This is a genomic window from Pseudomonas shirazensis (genome assembly GCF_050496565.1).
Classification (GTDB): Bacteria; Pseudomonadota; Gammaproteobacteria; order Pseudomonadales; family Pseudomonadaceae; genus Aquipseudomonas; species Aquipseudomonas shirazensis_A.
On sequence record NZ_JBNWAE010000010.1, the window covers coordinates 212497 to 227810 of the forward strand.

General features: G+C 61.1%; 14 protein-coding genes. 8 read left to right on the forward strand and 6 right to left on the reverse strand.

Annotation, left to right across the window (positions count from 1 at the left end):
* Window positions 1-154 precede the first annotated feature (154 nt).
* Window positions 155-1270: a branched-chain amino acid ABC transporter substrate-binding protein gene (locus tag ACQZ2L_RS16580; RefSeq protein ID WP_430327007.1), complete on the reverse strand. Its 1116-nt coding sequence runs from the start codon at window positions 1268-1270 to the stop codon at window positions 155-157.
* Window positions 1271-1626: 356 nt separating this feature from the next.
* Here ACQZ2L_RS16580 and ACQZ2L_RS16585 point away from each other — a divergent pair, with 356 nt between their 5' ends.
* Window positions 1627-1938 carry a DUF2288 domain-containing protein gene (locus tag ACQZ2L_RS16585; protein ID WP_430327008.1) on the forward strand — a complete coding sequence of 104 codons (312 nt, stop codon included), beginning with the start codon at window positions 1627-1629 and terminating at the stop codon, window positions 1936-1938.
* A gap of 222 nt (window positions 1939-2160) precedes the next feature.
* Window positions 2161-3048: an NAD(P)-dependent oxidoreductase gene (locus tag ACQZ2L_RS16590; RefSeq protein WP_430327009.1), complete on the forward strand. Its 888-nt coding sequence runs from the start codon at window positions 2161-2163 to the stop codon at window positions 3046-3048.
* Here ACQZ2L_RS16590 and ACQZ2L_RS16595 read toward each other — a convergent pair.
* Window positions 2948-5212: a putative bifunctional diguanylate cyclase/phosphodiesterase gene (locus tag ACQZ2L_RS16595; protein ID WP_430327010.1), complete on the reverse strand. Its 2265-nt coding sequence runs from the start codon at window positions 5210-5212 to the stop codon at window positions 2948-2950. The two genes, ACQZ2L_RS16590 and ACQZ2L_RS16595, sit on opposite strands and share 101 nt — an antisense overlap.
* Window positions 5213-5409: 197 nt before the next feature.
* A complete protein-coding gene (gene rapA, locus ACQZ2L_RS16600) occupies window positions 5410-8256 on the reverse strand; it encodes an RNA polymerase-associated protein RapA (RefSeq protein ID WP_430327011.1) in 2847 nt (948 codons plus the stop codon).
* Window positions 8257-8378: 122 nt separating this feature from the next.
* Here rapA and ACQZ2L_RS16605 point away from each other — a divergent pair, with 122 nt between their 5' ends.
* The 4 genes from ACQZ2L_RS16605 (at window position 8379) to ccoM (ending at window position 9965) form a co-directional block, all read left to right on the forward strand.
* Window positions 8379-9074 (forward strand): M949_RS01915 family surface polysaccharide biosynthesis protein, encoded by a 696-nt coding sequence (locus tag ACQZ2L_RS16605; RefSeq protein WP_430327012.1) that lies wholly within the window; start codon window positions 8379-8381, stop codon window positions 9072-9074.
* A gap of 89 nt (window positions 9075-9163) precedes the next feature.
* Window positions 9164-9490, forward strand: coding sequence for an aspartate-semialdehyde dehydrogenase (locus ACQZ2L_RS16610; RefSeq protein WP_430327013.1), 327 nt, complete (start codon window positions 9164-9166; stop codon window positions 9488-9490).
* Window positions 9491-9550: 60 nt separating this feature from the next.
* The gene (locus tag ACQZ2L_RS16615) at window positions 9551-9712 is read left to right on the forward strand and encodes a hypothetical protein (protein WP_188035409.1); all 162 of its coding nucleotides are present in this window, start codon (window positions 9551-9553) and stop codon (window positions 9710-9712) included.
* A gap of 136 nt (window positions 9713-9848) precedes the next feature.
* Complete coding sequence (gene ccoM, locus ACQZ2L_RS16620; RefSeq protein WP_275967712.1) at window positions 9849-9965, forward strand: cytochrome c oxidase subunit CcoM; 117 nt, start codon at window positions 9849-9851, stop codon at window positions 9963-9965.
* A gap of 89 nt (window positions 9966-10054) precedes the next feature.
* Here the strand turns inward: ccoM and ACQZ2L_RS16625 are convergent, their stop codons facing one another.
* The gene (locus ACQZ2L_RS16625; RefSeq protein WP_430327014.1) at window positions 10055-11272 is read right to left on the reverse strand and encodes a GAF domain-containing sensor histidine kinase; all 1218 of its coding nucleotides are present in this window, start codon (window positions 11270-11272) and stop codon (window positions 10055-10057) included.
* A 185-nt stretch (window positions 11273-11457) separates the two neighbouring features.
* Here ACQZ2L_RS16625 and ACQZ2L_RS16630 point away from each other — a divergent pair, with 185 nt between their 5' ends.
* The gene (locus ACQZ2L_RS16630; RefSeq protein WP_101321790.1) at window positions 11458-11778 is read left to right on the forward strand and encodes a DUF2025 family protein; all 321 of its coding nucleotides are present in this window, start codon (window positions 11458-11460) and stop codon (window positions 11776-11778) included.
* Window positions 11779-11793: 15 nt separating this feature from the next.
* Here ACQZ2L_RS16630 and ACQZ2L_RS16635 read toward each other — a convergent pair whose 3' ends face one another.
* Entirely contained in the window at window positions 11794-12870 is a 1077-nt protein-coding gene (locus ACQZ2L_RS16635) for a diguanylate cyclase (RefSeq protein WP_430327015.1), read from the reverse strand.
* A 125-nt stretch (window positions 12871-12995) separates the two neighbouring features.
* Between ACQZ2L_RS16635 and ACQZ2L_RS16640 the strand changes: the two genes are divergently transcribed.
* Window positions 12996-14090 carry an MBL fold metallo-hydrolase gene (locus ACQZ2L_RS16640; protein WP_430327016.1) on the forward strand — a complete coding sequence of 365 codons (1095 nt, stop codon included), beginning with the start codon at window positions 12996-12998 and terminating at the stop codon, window positions 14088-14090.
* A gap of 3 nt (window positions 14091-14093) precedes the next feature.
* On the opposite strand, the gene ACQZ2L_RS16645 is transcribed toward ACQZ2L_RS16640, so the two are convergent.
* Window positions 14094-14987, reverse strand: a complete 894-nt coding sequence (locus ACQZ2L_RS16645; protein WP_430327017.1) for a formate/nitrite transporter family protein — start codon at window positions 14985-14987, stop codon at window positions 14094-14096.
* Between the last annotated feature and the right edge of the window lie 327 nt (window positions 14988-15314).

Below are 15314 nucleotides of genomic sequence, written 5' to 3' on the forward strand. Positions count from 1 at the left end.
ACGATGGCAGGGCTCGGCCAGTGAACCGCGGGTGACGGTTTTAAGATTTTCAGGTGAGGCGGCTGCCGGATCACGGCAATCGGTCTCATGAACCTCGTAAAACAAAGCCCACTGCTCGCACAGTGGGCTTTTCGGTCAGCTATTGATCACGCAGTTACTGCGGGGAGACTTCGGTCTTCGGCTTGTCGAAGTGCCATTCGTAAACCACGAACTTGAAGTCTTTCAGGTCGCCCTTGGCGTCATACGACAGGTCGCCGGTCGGGGTCTTGAAGGTACCAGCATGGATGGCTGCAGCCACCTTGTCGGCGTCTTCGGACTTGGCTGCAACGATGCCGTCAGCGATCAGCTGTACAGCGGAGTAGGCCGGGAATACGAACGGGCCGCTTGGGTCCTTGCCGTCAGCCTTGATGGCATCGGCAATGGCCTTGTTCGCAGGGTCTGCGTCGAACGACTTCGGCAGGGTCACCAGCAGGCCTTCCGACGCGCCTTGGGCGATCTGCGAGATGGAGTCGTTGCCGACACCTTCTGGACCCATGAACTTGGCTTTCAGCCCTTTTTCCTGAGCCTGGCGCAGGATGAGGCCCAGCTCTGGGTGGTAGCCGCCGTAGTAGACGAAGTCGACGTTGTTCTGCTTGAGCTTCTGGATGATCGAGGAGAAGTCCTTGTCACCCGCGTTGAGGCCTTCGAACACGGCAACTTTGGTGCCTTTGCTTTCCAGGGTCTGCTTGACCGCGGTAGCGATGCCTTCACCGTACTGCTGCTTGTCGTGCAGTACTGCAACAACCTTGGGCTTGACGTGGTCGGCGATGTAGTTGCCGGCAGCCGGGCCTTGCGCGCTGTCCAGGCCGATGGTGCGGAAGATCATCTTGTAGCCACGGGCGGTGATTTCCGGGCTGGTGGCAGCCGGGGTGATCATGATCACGCCTTCGTCTTCGTAGATGTCGGATGCAGGCTGGGTGGAGCTGGAGCACAGGTGACCGATTACGTACTTGACGCCATCGTTGACCACTTTGTTGGCAACGGCCACTGCTTGTTTAGGGTCGCAAGCGTCGTCATATTCCTTGGCCTCAAGCATCTTGCCATCGACGCCGCCCTTGGCGTTGATGTCCTTGATAGCTTGCTTGGCGCCGATGAACTGCATGTCGCCGTACTGGGTGACGGGACCGGTTTTCGGGCCAGCGATACCAATCTTGATGGTATCGGCGGCAAACGAATGGCTGGCTACGCCGGCCAGTACCATTGCAGCGAACAGCTTGGAAATCTTGATCATAGTGCTCCACTCATTCTGTTGTAATTCTTATAGTCCTGGCGGTCAGGGCTACAGACCGGGCGGGATGTGCAATGGCCACGCCATATGCACGCCCACCTTCCCCCGGAACATGTCCCGGAACTGTACCGGTACAGTGTAGAGCGCTGGCTCGATGCTTGAAAAGCCATCAAAAAGCGTCTGTTTCGTGGGGTGTCGCGTGATCGACATAAACATACAGAATAGCGCCATCAAATAGCCTCTATTCAGCGTTGCATCCCCCATACGCGGGAGCCGTAGAGCAAATTACATATTTGCAACCGGGTTTTTCTGCAAAAATAGCGGCCTTTAAGTTGGCCGATTGTTGCTGGTAGGAACCCATGACTGATCAAACAAGCACCCTCTATGCCAAATTGCTTGGTGAGACTGCAATCATTGAGTGGAAAGCGCTGGAGCGTTTCTGGGCAAAGGGTGACCTGATTTGGGTCGACCCCGATCTGGACCTGATTACCGTCGCTGCAGCGATGGCCGAAAACCAAGGCGAAATGTTCGCCAAATGGCGGGCGGATCGCACTGTCGGCCCGGTATCGGCAGAGCAGGCGCTAGACATGCAGGCCCGTGATCCGCAAATCTGGGCTGTGGTGGTTTCGCCGTTTGTGCTCATGCAGACAAAGCCCGCTACAAATCAGTGAGCTTTTTTGGTGCGTAGAAACAGGCAGGCGGCTGCTTATGGTGCGCGTTGACGTGCACGTAAGGTAGAAGTAAGTAACACCGCAAGCCGCGTTCGGCACAGCGGTAACAGTTTACGGAATGCGTAATAAAGGTGCAGGGCGCTCGCCACTGCGCTCAGGTCGAGGCCAGGGTGGCGCCGTCACTTGCTGGTTGCTGCTGCACACACTGTTGATGGAGTTGCTATGAGTAGTGCATTGCCTGCGTTGGGTTTCGCCGGGATTGGCTTGATGGGCCTGCCGATGTGCCGTCGCCTGTTGGCTGCCGGTTATCCATTGACGGTATGGAACCGCAGCCCGCACAAGTGCGCCGAGTTGGTCGCTGCCGGCGCGCGGCTGGCGGCAAGCCCTGCAGAGCTGAGCCAGCACAGCGACATGGTGCTGTTGTGCCTGGCGGACACCAGCGTGGTCCGCGAGGTGGTATTTGGTGAACAGGGGGTTGCCGCCGGTGGCCGGCACGGGCAGTTGCTGGTCGACCTGTCCAGCCTTGAGCCCAGTGCGACACGGGCAATGGCAGCCGAGCTGGCCGTGCGTTGTGGCATGGCCTGGCTGGATGCGCCAGTGTCTGGCGGCACAGCCGGGGCTAGCGCCGGCAGCCTGGCGATCATGGTTGGCGGCGCAGCGCAGGATCTGGCCCGGGCACGGCCGGTGCTGATGCAGCTCGGTCAGCGTGTGACCCACATGGGCGCGGTAGGCGCAGGCCAGGTCACCAAGGCCTGCAATCAGATGATCGTTGCCTGCAATGCCTTGGTGATCGCCGAAGTGGTCGCCCTCGCCGAGCGCGCCGGCGTCGACGCCAGTTTGATCGCCGAAGCGCTGGCTGGTGGCTTTGCCGATTCCAAGCCGCTGCAGATCCTTGCGCCGCAGATGGCAGCGAGCGAGTTCGAACCGGTCAAGTGGCATGTACGCACGCTGCTCAAGGACCTCGATGGCGCCGTCAAACTGTCCCACGAACAGGGCTCGGCCGCACCGATCAGTGGCCTCGCCGCGCAACTGATGCGCTTGCACGGTAGCCAGGGCTACCTGGAAAAAGATCCGGCAACTCTGGTTGAGCTGTATCGGAATCTGCCTTGAGCGTCAGTTGCTGGCGATCGAGGCGCTCCAGTACCGGGTACAGCTCGGTCAACGGCACCGGTCGGCTGAGCAGGTAGCCTTGCAGGTAATCACAACTGTGGCCGACCAGAAACTGCTGCTGCTCCACGGTTTCGACGCCTTCGGTGACTACCTGCAGGTGCAGGGTGTGGGCCATCATGATGATTGCCTGGACGATCTCGCGGTCTTTCTGGCTGACCGGGACTTCCTGGATGAATGAGCGATCGATCTTCAGCACGTCCAGCGGCAGGCGCTTGAGGTAGGCCAGCGACGAATAGCCGGTGCCGAAGTCATCGATCGACAGCGCCACGCCTTGCGCGCGAATCCGCTTGAGCAGGTTGATGACCTGCTGAATGTCGCCCATCAGGGCGTTTTCAGTGACCTCAAGTTCCAGTTGTCGCGGCGCCAGGCCAGCCTGGAACAAGGCCTGTTCGACATCCTCTGGCAGCTCTTCGCGGGCCAGTGCCAGCGCCGAGCAATTGACCGTGACCCTGAGGCTGGCGTAACCATGCTGATTGAGCCGGGCGAGGTCGGCGCAGGCGCGGCGCAGCACCCACAGATCCAGTTCGGCGATCAGCCCGTTGGCTTCGGCGATGCCGATGAAGCGGTCGGGCCCGAGCAGACCGTGCTGCGGATGTTGCCAGCGCACCAGCGCTTCCAGCTTGGCCACTTGACCGCTGCGTACGTCGAAAATCGGTTGGTAGTGCACGCACAGGCCGCGCTCTTCGAGCAAGGCAACCCGCAGTTCTTCCTCCAACTGCAGCTCCAGGGTCGCGCGAACACGCAGGCTGCTATTGAAGAAGTTGAGGTTATTGCGTCCGCAGCCTTTGGACTGATAAAGCGCCAGGTCGGCGTTTTTCAGCAATTCTTCGGCATTGCGGCCGTCGTCCGGATAGATGCTGATGCCGATACTGGTGGTCATGACCATGCGCCGCCCGCCCAGGTCGATCGGCTCCTTCATCCGCTGCATGATCCGCTGCGCCAGGTGACGGGCCTCGTCGCGGCTGTGCAGGCTGGTGACGATGCAGAATTCGTCGCCGCCAAACCGCGCCACCAGATCCTGGCTGCGGGTTGCGGCTTTGATGTGATCGGCGATGACCTTGAGCAGGTCGTCGCCGGCGGCGTGGCCGAGGCTGTCGTTGATCCGCTTGAAGTGGTCGATGTCGAGGAACATCACCGCCAGCATGCCTTCATTGGCGGCATGCTCGGCGAGGCGTTCGGCAAACACTTGGTTGAAACCACGGCGGTTGATCAGGTTGGTCAGTGCATCGTAGTGCGCGGCCTGCTGCAGCGACACCCGGGCCTGGTCAAGTTGGCTGAGCAGCACACTGACCCGGCGCAGGTCGTGCTCCTTGCTTTGCAGTTTTTTGTCGGCGAGTGCCGCGCTGATGCTGCTGGCGCTGATCAGCAGGGTGATGCAGGCAACGGTCAGGCCCAACTGCAGGCTGTTGTCAGTGGATGGCAGGCTCAGCGCGGCGTCTGCCGGGATCACCAGGGTCATGGCCGCCATCCCGGTGAAATGGGTTGCGACGATACCGCCGGCCATCAGCAGGCTGGCGCCGTACTTCATGGCCAGATGCAGGGTGCCGCTGCCGTTGCGAAAGTAACGCGCCATGACTAGCGCGAGCAGGCTGGCGACGATGGCAATCAGCAACGAGGCCAGTAGCAGGCTGGTCTGGTAGTACTGCACGGCGCTGGTCTTCATTGCCGCCATGCCGACGTAGTGCATCAAGGTCACACCGAGGCCGATGAATGTGGCCGCTTGCAGGTAATGACGCGGGCTCATCACATGGCGCTCAAGGCTGTGCATGGCAAACCACGAGGCGAGCAGGGCAAGCAGCAATGACAGCCCGGTCAGCGCGGCGTCATAGTGGGTTTCCAGCGGCGCGTGAAACGCCAGCATGCTGATGAAATGCAAAGCCCAGATACCCCCGGCCAGGCAGCATGCGCCAAGAATCCGCCATTGCCGGCGAGCGTTGTCGTTTTCGCTGTGGCACTGGCGCTCAGCCATGTCCAGGGTGGCAAACGCCGCAGCACTGACGACGATATAGGCGAGGATGATCAGCAATGGCTCGTGACGGCAGTCAACAATGATCTGTCCGGTTGCCGGTAGCTCGGCGAACAATTGCAGTCCCAGCCACTCCATCGCGCCTCTCCGTGGTGCCCTGGATCCGTCTCCGAAGGAGACTCATGAACAGGCAGTATAGGAAAAGGTAGTTAACCCTTCCTGATTAATGGCAATTTGGTTGCTACGATTTGGTTATCGCTTTGATAGCGGGCGGGAATAAAAAAGGGCGCCGTTTGGCGCCCTTTTGATGTTGCTTGAAGTTGCGCTGAAGCTGATCAGCCAGCAACCAGCACCCGAATCGCTTCCAGGCGCAAAGCCGCCTTGTCGAGCATGGCCAAGCCCTGCTCACGCTGTGCACGCAGGGCGTCGATTTCGCTGTCACGTACCGTCGGGTTGACGGCCTTGAGTGCGGTCAGGCGTGCCAACTCTTCATCCGCTTCGGCAGCCAGGCGACGCTGCGCCTCGGCCACGCGCTCGACGTGCACCGGCTCGATCTTGGCTTCGGCACCACTGATGCGCTGGGCCAATACATCGCGCTGCGCCTGGATGAACTTGTTGGCGCTGGCTCGCGGTACGCTTTCGAGCTGCTCGTTGAGCGTCTCGAAGGCCACCCGTGCAGCCAGATCGTTGCCGTTGGCATCGAGCAAACAGCGCAGGGCTGCGGTCGGCAGGTAACGGCCCAGTTGCAGGCTGCGCGGCGCGACCACTTCACTGACATAGAGCAGTTCGAGCAGGACGGTGCCTGGCTTGAGCGCCTTGTTCTTGATCAAGGCTACGGCGGTGTTGCCCATCGACCCGGACAGCACCAGGTCCATGCCACCCTGCACCATCGGGTGTTCCCAGGTCAGGAACTGCATGTCTTCGCGCGACAATGCCTGGGCTCGGTCGTAGGTGATGGTCACGCCTTCGTCGTCACCCAGCGGGAAGCTGGCGTCGAGCATCTTTTCGCTCGGCTTGAGGATCAGGGCGTTTTCCGAATGGTCCTCGCTGTCGATACCAAAGGCATCGAACAGGGTTTCCATATAGATAGGCAGGGCGAACTGGTCGTCTTGCTCCAGGATCGCCTCGACCAGTGCCTGACCTTCGCCAGCACCGCCGGAGTTGAGTTCGAGCAAGCGGTCGCGGCCGCTGTGCAGCTCGGACTCAAGGCGCTCGCGGTCAGCGCGGGCTTCTTCCACCAAGCTGTCCCAGGCGCTGGCTTCGCCATTGCCGAGCAGCGCCAGCAGGCGCGAACCATGGCGATGCTGCAGGGCGTTGCCGGTCGGGCAGGTTGCAAGGAAGGCATTCAGCGCCAGGTGGTACCACTGGAACAGGCGCTCTTGCGGGCTGTCCTGCAGGTACGGGATGTGCAGCTCGATGGTGTGCTTCTGGCCGATCCGGTCGAGACGGCCAATGCGCTGCTCGAGCAGGTCGGGGTGGGCTGGCAAATCGAACATCACCAGGTGATGAGCGAACTGGAAGTTGCGGCCCTCACTGCCGATCTCGGAGCAAATCAGCACCTGCGCGCCGAACTCTTCATCAGCGAAGTAGGCTGCCGCGCGATCCCGCTCAAGGATGCTCATGCCTTCATGGAATACCGTGGTCGGGATGCCGGAGCGCACGCGCAGGGCGTCTTCCAGATCCATCGCGGTTTCGGCGTGGGCGCAAATCACCAGCACCTTGGTGCGCTTGAGCATTTTCAGCGTGTCGATCAGCCAGTCGACCCGTGGGTCGAAGCGCCACCAGCGTTGCTCGTCATCGCCCGGGCCCTGGGCCTGGAAGGCCACTTCCGGATACAGCTCGGCGCGCTCGCCGGCCGGCAGGGCGCTGTACTGCTCAGGGTTGGGCAGCGGGTAGGGGTGCAGATGGCGCTCGGGGAAGCCTTGCACGGCAGCACGGGTGTTACGGAACAGCACGCGGCCGGTACCGTGGCGATCGAGCAGCTCGCGGATCAGGCGCGCGCTGGCTTCGCTGTCGCCATCGTTGACCGCCGTCAGCAAGGCTTCGCCTTCGGCACCGAGGAAACCGTGGATAGTGGTATGGGCCTTGGGCGACAGGCGGCCTTGTTCGAGCAGCTCTTGCACTGCTTCGGCGACCGGGCGGTAGTTCTCGCTCTCCGCGCGGAAGGCTGCCAGGTCGTGGAAACGATGCGGGTCGAGCAGACGCAGGCGCGCGAAGTGGCTGTCCTGGCCAAGTTGCTCAGGGGTCGCGGTCAGCAGCAGCACGCCAGGGATGACCTCGGCCAGTTGCTCGACCAGGGAATATTCCGCGCTGGCGTTTTCTTCATGCCAAACCAGGTGGTGCGCTTCGTCGACCACCATCAGGTCCCAGCCGGCGGCGAACAGCGCGTCCTGAGCCTTCTCGTCTTCGACCAGCCACTCCAGCGCGACCAACGCCAGCTGAGCGTCTTCGAATGGGTTACTGGCATCGCTTTCAATGAAGCGTTCGGCGTCGAACAGCGCTACCTGCAGGTTGAAGCGCCGGCGCATTTCCACCAGCCACTGGTGCTGGAGGTTTTCTGGAACCAGGATCAGCACCCGGTTGGCGCGGCCGGTGAGTAGTTGGCGGTGAATCACCAGGCCCGCTTCGATGGTCTTGCCCAGGCCTACTTCGTCGGCCAGCAGAACCCGCGGAGCGATCCGGTCGGCGACCTCGCGGGCGATGTGCAACTGGTGCGCGATCGGTTGCGCGCGGCAGCCGCCCAGCCCCCACAGGCTCGACAGCATCTGTTTGCTGTTGTGCTGCAGGGTGTTGTAACGCAGCGAGAACCACGCCAGCTGGTCGATCTGCCCGGCGAACAGGCGGTCGCTGGCCAGGCGGAACTGGATGAAGTTGGACAGCTGGGTTTCCGGCAGGGTGCGCGGCTGGTTCTGGGCGTCGAGGCCGTGGTAGACCATCAAGCCGTCGACGTCGTCGACCTCGCGCACGGTCAGCTTCCAGCCCTCGAAATGCGTGATCTGGTCGCCCGGCGAGAAGCGCACGCGGGTCAGCGGCGCATTGCGCAGGGAATATTGACGGGTGTCGCCAGTGGCCGGGTACAGCACGGTCAGCAAGCGGCCATCCTGTGCCAGGATGGTACCCAGGCCGAGCTCGGCTTCGCTGTCGCTGATCCAGCGTTGCCCCGGTTGATACTGCTGCGCCATACTGCCTGAACTCCCGCCGATGAAAAGCCGGCTATGTTAACGGATAGACCGGGCAGACCAAAGAGTTAACAGACTAGCCGTTTCATCGACGCCCACCCGCAGCGACGAGGATACCCAGCCCCATGCCTGCCAAGTACCGTTGGTTGACCGCTTCCGTGGGCCTGGGCAGCTTGCTGCTGATGGCCGGTTGCGAGCAGAACAATTTCCAGTCCTTGGCGCCGATCGCCGCCGAGCAGCTCGAGGTGCTGGGTGTGCGTACACCGATCAGGAGCGTGCATTTTCGCGACCACGACGGCGAAGGCCTGCTGGTGCTGAGCCGTACCGATGGCCAGGCCAGTGACCCCGAGAGCGAGCAGGAAGTCGACAAGGTGGTGCTCAAAGCCACCCTGTACGGGCGCACTGCCGGCAGCGAAGCGTTCAAACCACGCTGGCAGATCGAGCAAGAGACCACCTGCCCGGGGCTGGATCTGGATGTCGACTTCTATACCGATGTCAGTGACGTCAGCGATCTGAATGGCGACGGCGTTGCCGAGGTGACAGTGGCCAGCCACGCATTCTGCGGCGGTGGTATCGACCCGCACGACATTGCAATCGAACTGCGTGAAGGCGCTTCGGTCTACAGCATCACCGGCCAGTCCTTGATCAGCCCGGCGGGTGAACAACCTATCGGCGGTGAGCGGGTCGACAGCGCGTCGCTGAAGAATGCCCCGCAGGTTCTGCGCGATCATCTGGATGCGGTGTGGCAGAAGGTCTACAAACGGCCGTGGAGCGAAGTCAGCCCCGAGCCGGATGGCGCAGATGACGATCTACCCGATTAAGCAAGCCTGGCTGGCGGCGCTCCCTTCCCGTAGTGAGGCACTCAAGGCCGGTTCACACCGGCCGATACAGTAGTGACAGGAGAACCTTAATGCTGCCGCCGATCATTCCACTCAGTGCCATGCCCGTGACCACCCAGCACGACCCGGTCAAACAGACACCGGACATCCGCCCGGTTGTCCCTGCGCAGCCAGCTCCCGACGACAGCTCGATCAACCTCAAGCAGCAGCGCGACCCCAACGAGCAGGCCTTGCTCCTGCGCGATGAACAGCGTCGCCAGCATCAGCGCCGCCACGATGAGGACGACGAGCGTTACGAGGCACTCGCCGGTGAGGAACTCAACGCCGACAACACCGTGCCTGTAGCGCCGTTGGGCGAGCGCCCGCGCCAGGGTTTGCTGGTCGATATCGAAGTCTGACTGGCCAATAGCGACGCCTGGCGGCATCATGCAGCTATCTGCTGACAGTCGGGCCCGCCCATGAGTGAAGACAACCTGATCGACTTCGGCGCCGAGCGCGCCAAACGTATCCATGACCTCAAGGACAAGCGCCTCGATGAAATGCGCCAGGCCTTCGAGCAAGCCATGCCGCTGACGGCTGGTAAAAAGAAAAAGCCCAAGAACAAACCCAAGAAGCGCTGAAACTTGACGCAGGTCAACCCTGCGCCCGCCTCCAGTGCCCGGTCCCGGGCACTATTGACCCCGGTCAATTTCCTCCCTGCTCCCATTCGTTACCTTACATCCATCGGACGACGGCAGATAAACAGGGAGCGCCGACATGTTCTTCGACAATGTGGTTATCGCAGGTGTTGTGACGGTCGGTTTGATGCTGGTCTTCTTCGCCGGTCTGGGCATTTTCATCTGGAAGGATTCGCACAAGCGCAAACAGCGTTGATCTTTCCCGATTCATGAGCACGCAAGGCATTTAGGGCGACTTCGGTCGCCCATTTTTTTGCCTGTATTTTCTTGCTGGCGCAGCGCGGCTTACTGTTCCGGTAAAAGTGCTTGAACAGCCGTCTCAGGACGATCAACGGCCAGGTGAAAGCTGAACACTGTTCCGCCCTCAAGGCTTGATGCCACTTGCATGTGCCCGCCGTGGGCGAGGGCGATCTGGTTGGCAATGTACAGGCCGAGGCCCAGGCCTTGCTGATGGGCTGTGGCGCGTGTTCGGGTGAAGGGCTGAAACAGCTGAGCGAGGGTCTGCGCGGGGATCGGCTCGCCGACGTTGTGTACGCTCAGCAGGAAGTGACCGTCATGAATGCTTGCATCCACCGTCACTACACCCTGCGGGTCACCATGCACCAGAGCGTTGGCGATCAGGTTGGATAACAACTGGGCAATCCGCTCAGGGTCACAATGCAAACCGCCGATCTCGCCCAGTTGCAGCTGCAATTGGCGCTGTGGGTGGACGCGTTGCAGTTCCGAGGCAACGTGCCGCAGTACCTCGGCCAGGTCATGGCACGGTTGCTGCGCAAGGGCGATACCGCTGCCCAGGCGGCCGCGGGCGAAGTCCAGCACATCACGCACAAGATTGCTGGCCCGTTGACCGCAGGTGAGGATGTGCTTGGCCAACGCCTGGTGTTTTTGCTCGGTCAGGCGCTGCACCAGCAGCTCTGCGCCGGCGGTGATGGCGAACAGCGGGTTGCGCAGGTCGTGGCCCAGCACGGCAATGAACTGCTCGCGCACCTCTGCCATTGCTCGCTCCTGCTGTAGGGCGTGTTCGGTACGCTGCGCCTGTTCTTCATGTTCTATCTGCACCGACAGCAGGCGGGCAAAGCCCTCGACCATTGGCTGTACCGCGCTGTTTTTCAGCGCAAACGGCTCGGGATCAAGCGCGCAGATGGTGCCGAAGAAACTGCCGTCCTGGCGGTACACCGGCACAGAGATGTAACTCTCGAACTTGTATTGCTTGGGGATGGGATGCTGGCAGTAGAGCTGGTCCTCACTGGCCTTGTCGATGACGATGGCCTGATGTGAGCTGCGGATTACATTGCAAAAGGTGGTGGCGATGTCCAACTCGCCACCTACATCCATGCCGAACCCGAGGCTGTCCAGCACCGCGCAGGCGGTCCAGCTGTGCTCGGTGACCCGCGCTACGGCAGCAAAGCGCATGCCGGTGCTCTGGCAGATAACCTGAAGAATCGCCGGCACCGCACTGATGCGGCCAATGGTGGCGATGTCGGAACTTACCGCGTTGTTCATGCAGGGTTCCACGGCCCCTTGGGCCACATCAATGATTTGCAGGGTATTCTACCGGGCTTGCCAGGAGCAGATCAAAAAGCTTGGCGAAGCGCTGGCCAGTTGCGCTAGGCTGGCAGCTGCGCGTGGCCCGCCAGAGGCCGCCGCAGGCTTTGCGTGCGTCACTCCCTTAATTAGCGAGGTACGCCATGGCCATCACTTCTCAAGACATCTGCAGCGCCGCCGACCAGCTCAATGGCTTTGTCGGTTATCACGCCAAGCGCGGCAGTCATATCGTGCGCTTTTCCGAAGATGCCTTTGGCATGGATGTGGCGGACGACAGCATTACACCGTGTAGCGAATTCGTCTGGCGGGCTGAGTCCGGGCAGCGCATGGCGTTGTGCCGTGAGCGCCTGGCGCTGCTGCTCGGCCAGCATGTGGACGACCGCCTGAATATCGCCGAGCCGTTGCGCATCTATCTGCAGCGCAGCGATCTGCCGGAGATAGTCGCCGAGCGCCGTCTACGTTGAGCGGGCGGGCCCCGCTCAGTCTGGGTATGCCAGCCTGAGCGGGGCAGCGGGCGCGTGATTAAAGCTGACCTGGTCGCGGCCCTGATGTTTGGCGGCATAGAGTGCTTTGTCGGCGTGCTCCAGCCAGTGTTCAGGCGACTTCAAAAGCTCATCATAGGCTGCCAGACCAATGCTCAGACTGATCCGTAACATCGGCAATTGCGGGTTGCGGTAGGCATTGACCCGGTCACGCAGCGCTTCCATCGCCAGCCCGGCCCGGGCTTGGTCAGCCCCTGGGAATATCACGCAGAACTCGTCTCCACCGTAGCGCCCGGCCTGATCATCCGGGCCGAGGCTGCGCTGCAGTTCCTGGCTCAAATGGCGCAGCACGCAGTCGCCGACGACGTGACCATAGGTGTCATTGATGACCTTGAAATGGTCGATGTCGATCAGGGCGATCATTGCCGGCAGGCGCTGTTGGCGGCTGATCTGGAACTTGAGCAGGAGCAGGTCCTTCCAGGAGCCGTGATTGAGCAAGCCAGTCAAGCTGTCGGTTCGGCTCAATGCACTAAGCTGACGTTTATGGTCGGCCAGGTTGATCGCCAGGCGATAACACACCCATCCCAGCGCCATGGGGTACAGAGCCAGCATTGGCAGGCACGCCCAGACCTGCAGGGCGCTGGTCTGCAACTGTAGGCCGCTGCCCAGGATCGCGCTGGCGAGCAGCATCCCGGCCGATTGCCCGAGCAGCCCACGCACCAGCAAGGGTTTGCCGCCGGCGGCAACATTGTTCATGGTCATCATCGACAGGATGGTCACGGTCGGCAGCGGATTGAAGTGCATGGCCGCCGCCCAGAACCCGCCCATCAGTGATTCCAGCAGCAGATTGCGTTGTTCGGCGCGGTAGGGCGCAGTCGAATGCTTTGCCCATAGATAAGCAACGTGTGGCCACAGCAAGCCATTGACCAGTATCAACGCCCAGATCCAGCCGGGAGGGTGCAGCGGCGCCATGGCGGCCATCACGCTGAACAGGCCGATGGCCATGCCGAGAATCCTGGGCAGGTAGATGCGCCTGACGAATGAGAGTCCCTTGCCGCTTCTGTTGTCGATCATGATCGTGGTTCTTCCGTGGGGCGCCGTTTATCGCATAAATCGCGTGAATATTGTTCAACAGACTTACCTCGGCGAAAAATGACCTTACAAGCCATTTCACGGTTGATCCAACGCAGTGAGGTAATATGAAGGCCTTGTTTCTCTGCACTGGGATTCTGCTCATGCTGCCCACGGACTCCACTGCCGGTGAACCGGCGCGTTATCAGGATGGGCGCTTTCACAACCAGGCGGCCCTGCCACAGGACGGCATGCTGAAAAAACTGCGCATCGGTCTCAAATACCTGTTCTTGCGCAAACCACCGCAAACGCGGCCAGCGACGGCTATTACCTTGCAGCCGATGAGCCGGCAGCAGGTGCTTGATTCGCCAGACCACAGTCTGTGGCGGCTGGGGCACTCGACGATACTGCTCAAACTGCGTGGGCGCTTTTTCCTCACCGACCCGGTATTTGCCGAGCGCGCCTCGCCGGTGCAGTGGGCCGGGCCGCAGCGCTTTCACCCTTCGCCGTTGGCGGCCAACGAGATTCCGCCGTTGGCAGCGGTGATTCTGTCCCATGATCACTTCGATCACCTCGACGAGCATGCCATCCGCCAGTTGGCGCCGCGCACAGACGTTTTCCTGGTGCCGCTAGGGGTAGGTGATCGCCTGATCGGGTGGGGTGTGCCAGCGGGCAAGGTGCGCCAACTCGATTGGTGGCAGGAGGCAGAGGTGGCGGGCGTGCGCTTTGCCGCCACACCTGCGCAGCACTTCTCCGGGCGCGGTCTGTTCGACAGCAATCAGACGTTGTGGGCGTCGTGGGTGATCATCGATGAAGGGCTGCGGCTGTTTTTCAGTGGCGATACCGGTTACTTCGATGGCTTTCGCCAGATCGGCGAGCGCTACGGTCCGTTCGACCTCACGCTGATTGAGACCGGCGCCTACAATCTGGCCTGGCCCAGCGTGCACATGCAGCCCGAACAGAGCTTGCAGGCGCACCTGGATCTGCGGGGGCGTTGGATGCTGCCTATCCACAATGGCACCTTTGATTTGTCCACCCATACCTGGCAGGAGCCGTTCGAGCGTATTCTCGCGCTGGCCGGCGCTGCTCAGGTCAAGCTGAGCACGCCGCAGATGGGCGAGCGTGTCAGCCTCGACTCACCCCACGCCGGGCAGAACTGGTGGCAGCCGCGCCCCCTGCGTCAGCAGGGCAGGGCGCAACCCAGTTCAGTTGTCTCGCGTTAGCTATTAAAGACGCGGCTCCTGGCGATCGTTATTTTGGTTGGCCTCCTTCAATAGCTTGGACGGTGGCTTGCCGCTGTCGCTGCGTACCTGGGCGTGGCTGATCAAGGCAAAGATGAAGCTGCCACCGATGATGTTGCCGGCCAAGGTAGGCAGGGCAAACTCGAACAGAAAAGCCTGCCAGGTTTCATCGCCAGCCCAGACCAGGTAGGAAATCTCAACCGAGCCCACCACGATGTGGGTGAAGTCGCCGAGGGCCATCAGGTAGGTGATCAGCAGGATGATCCAGATCTTGGCGTTCTCCATTGCCGGGATCATCCAGACCATGGTTGCGATCATCCAGCCCGAGATGATGCCTTTGGCAAACATCTGGCTGATGTCGTTGTGCATGACCTTGCGGCCTATCTCCAGGAATGCCACGTCTGCCTTGCTGTCGAAGATCGGCAACTCGAGCATGACCCAGGACACCAGCAGCGTGCCGGCCATATTGCCCAGCAGCACCACACTCCATAACCGCAACAAGCGGCCGAGGTTGCCCAGGGTCGGGGTAGTCATCACTGGCAGCACGGCAGTCAGGGTGTTTTCGGTGAACAACTGCTGGCGCGCCAGGATCACAGCGAGAAACCCGGCGCAGTAGCCAAGGCTGGCGATGACCTGTGCACTGTCACCCTCTGGCAGTCGGGCATAGAACAAGCCCATGGCCATCAGTGACAGGCCCATGCTCAGGCCTGCGGCAAGTGCCGACCACCACAGCGCGGCAAGGGTGCGCTCCAGCTCCTGGTCGCCTTGGGCACGGATGATCTCGTGCAGGACCGCTGCCCGGGGCGGTTGGTTATGGCTGATTTCCTGTTCTTCATCCGCCGACAGGCCAGGGGTTTTGTCGCTGTGCGCATCGCTCATTACCGCTGTGCTCCTCTGGGTGTTTCTCTACAGATCAATTGCGCTGCTGTTTAGTTGCCGGGAAGGGCGTTGTCAGCGCGAAAGTTTTTTCAGATCAAGGTGTTGACTCAAAATTCAGATCGCGTATTATTCGCCACCTCGCAGCGATGCAGTCGCAGCGAGGCAAGTGTTAAACGCTTGAGGTTGGTGGTAGCAAAAAGGCAGTTGACAGCAGGTTGTAACGCTGTAGAATTCGCCTCCCGCTACGAGAGATCGCAAGCGAGTCAAGTGTTTGAAGTTGAACGAGTTTCTCGCAAAATACTTCGAAATAAGCGCTTGACAGACACT

Bases quoted from the DNA above. Each gene is read 5' to 3' on its own strand.
- ACQZ2L_RS16580 (WP_430327007.1), bottom strand. From the start codon at position 1,270: ATGATCAAGATTTCCAAGCTGTTCGCTGCAATGGTACTGGCCGGCGTA.
- ACQZ2L_RS16585 (WP_430327008.1), top strand. From the start codon at position 1,627: ATGACTGATCAAACAAGCACCCTCTATGCCAAATTGCTTGGTGAGACT.
- ACQZ2L_RS16590 (WP_430327009.1), top strand. From the start codon at position 2,161: ATGAGTAGTGCATTGCCTGCGTTGGGTTTCGCCGGGATTGGCTTGATG.
- ACQZ2L_RS16595 (WP_430327010.1), bottom strand. From the start codon at position 5,212: ATGGAGTGGCTGGGACTGCAATTGTTCGCCGAGCTACCGGCAACCGGA.
- rapA (WP_430327011.1), bottom strand. From the start codon at position 8,256: ATGGCGCAGCAGTATCAACCGGGGCAACGCTGGATCAGCGACAGCGAA.
- ACQZ2L_RS16605 (WP_430327012.1), top strand. From the start codon at position 8,379: ATGCCTGCCAAGTACCGTTGGTTGACCGCTTCCGTGGGCCTGGGCAGC.
- ACQZ2L_RS16610 (WP_430327013.1), top strand. From the start codon at position 9,164: ATGCTGCCGCCGATCATTCCACTCAGTGCCATGCCCGTGACCACCCAG.
- ACQZ2L_RS16615 (WP_188035409.1), top strand. From the start codon at position 9,551: ATGAGTGAAGACAACCTGATCGACTTCGGCGCCGAGCGCGCCAAACGT.
- ccoM (WP_275967712.1), top strand. From the start codon at position 9,849: ATGTTCTTCGACAATGTGGTTATCGCAGGTGTTGTGACGGTCGGTTTG.
- ACQZ2L_RS16625 (WP_430327014.1), bottom strand. From the start codon at position 11,272: ATGAACAACGCGGTAAGTTCCGACATCGCCACCATTGGCCGCATCAGT.
- ACQZ2L_RS16630 (WP_101321790.1), top strand. From the start codon at position 11,458: ATGGCCATCACTTCTCAAGACATCTGCAGCGCCGCCGACCAGCTCAAT.
- ACQZ2L_RS16635 (WP_430327015.1), bottom strand. From the start codon at position 12,870: ATGATCGACAACAGAAGCGGCAAGGGACTCTCATTCGTCAGGCGCATC.
- ACQZ2L_RS16640 (WP_430327016.1), top strand. From the start codon at position 12,996: ATGAAGGCCTTGTTTCTCTGCACTGGGATTCTGCTCATGCTGCCCACG.
- ACQZ2L_RS16645 (WP_430327017.1), bottom strand. From the start codon at position 14,987: ATGAGCGATGCGCACAGCGACAAAACCCCTGGCCTGTCGGCGGATGAA.